Genomic DNA, 1,769 nt, shown 5'->3' with positions numbered 1-1,769 from the left:
GTCTTGATAGAAGACGACAATATCTCAGATGAGGGGGCACAGCCCTCGCCCATTCATGTGCGAGAGCTGGACTATCTAGCGGTTGATACAGCCTCACCATCTCAACTCGAGTCGAAATTTTAAACTTTATTATTGCGGCGCGGCAACAAGGCTCCAATTTAAAGTAGAAACATAATCTCCAACATAGTTGCCTGTTGGTACAGATAGAGTAACCTCAACTGGATTGAATTTATCAATCCATGTACCCATTCCTTCATCTTTTTGAGCTTGCATGAGGATGTTTGTTTCTTCACTTAATACGACTTTCCTTAAATCTTTTGGGGCAGGAGAGATATTTTCGGGAAGCGTCCGGGCGGACCCTTGAGGTAATGTCAATTGTGCTCCCTTTAATGTTTTATTGGTATTTTCATCAACAAATGGTGTTGCCGATACTTGTAATGACCAGCCTTCTCCTGTTCCACGTCTATCAGTTACTTGGACATTAGGATTGTGTGCTGTCGTTATATACACTTCATCTTTTTCAGATATTTTCCCCTCGAACCTTAAAGGCGTGACATAGTCGATTGTAAGTTCGCCGGTATTACCTGTTCCTGGTGGCTCTGGCTTTGGTTCAGGATCAATTGGCTGTGTCGGTCCGTTTCCAGGACCAATAGTGATGCTGCTTTCAGAAGTAGCAGAATCATCGGCAAAAACTGGTGTTACCAGCATCAGAGATGCTGCTAATGTTAATCCCCCAAATAATAATTTTTTCTTCTTCATCTTCAATTCCTCCTCTTGAATTCACCTAAAAATTTGTTTGTTAATGCAAGAAGGATTATATCACGGAGAATTTGCAATTCATTCTCAATAATGAAACAAAGAATTTTCTATTTTCCAGGTCTTAAAACATAGTTTTAAATAAACCTGTATGATTCTGATCAATTTTTAGAAAATATCAATTTTTATTTAATTTATTCACTATGCCAAACTAATATTTTATTTCAATCATGAAACTAAACAATTCTTAATTGTATCTATTTAACTATAATTCTTTAGCAAGATATTGTAGTTAGTTAGTTTTTTTAGCAAATTTTTGACACACTTGGGCAATGTTTAACAATAAACATTTCACTTCTTATCTAGAATCAACAAACATATATGTCCGTATTTTCAATCATTTTTTATTAAGGTTTGAATTATTCGTCAGTTGTTTAACTTCCTTGGCAGCTAAAGCAAGCCCCTTTCCTAATTCTCCTGCTCGGGCAGCTTTAATTCCAACATTATGTGCCAATAAATTCGTAATCGATATCTTGTAAGTTACTTTTATATCATTAGATAATTTCATAATAATCACCTGTTTTTTTGCAAGGATTTTCTTTTGAAAAATAATATTCTAAAAGATTAATAATCGTAAAATCAACTCCATTTACCAATACATTGCCTTCACTGTAATCACCATACCTATTATTAGAAGAAGTATTTTGTTTTATAGCTTTTCTATTTAATTTAGAAACATTAATAGCATCATCCGCGGTAAAGGAAATAAATTTCTCTCCCGCCTGATAAACCACCAAGCTTGAAGGTAATGAATATTCTAATTCGCTTTTAAATAACAACTTACTTGTATCAATTATCGCAGTATCAATTGTTAGCCTATTGCTTTTTGTATTAATTTTAAAAGGTGATAGGTATGTCAATTGTGTCCACCCAATAAACCAATTGCAATTATGCGAAGATCTATCAGCTATCCTTATATAAGTAGTAGAATCAATCAGTTCTACAATCTTTAT

The 1,769-nt window shown here is 34.3% G+C and carries 3 protein-coding genes; all 3 read right to left on the bottom strand.

Annotation, left to right across the window (positions count from 1 at the left end; all coding sequences use genetic code 11):
• Positions 1-129: 129 nt before the first annotated feature.
• On the bottom strand, positions 130-759 hold the full coding sequence (locus ACWCQ1_RS52065) for a WxL domain-containing protein (protein WP_144457867.1): 630 nt from the start codon (positions 757-759) through the stop codon (positions 130-132).
• A gap of 394 nt (positions 760-1,153) precedes the next feature.
• On the bottom strand, positions 1,154-1,324 hold the full coding sequence (locus tag ACWCQ1_RS52060; RefSeq protein WP_451030130.1) for a methyl-accepting chemotaxis protein: 171 nt from the start codon (positions 1,322-1,324) through the stop codon (positions 1,154-1,156).
• Positions 1,311-1,769 (bottom strand): hypothetical protein (locus ACWCQ1_RS52055; RefSeq protein ID WP_451030129.1); only part of this gene is annotated, 459 nt, incomplete at its 5' end. The genes ACWCQ1_RS52055 and ACWCQ1_RS52060, both read right to left, overlap by 14 nt.

The sequence above is a fragment of the Streptomyces sp. NPDC002144 genome (genome assembly GCF_053593695.1).
This window is presented reverse-complemented; position numbering and strand designations above follow the sequence as displayed.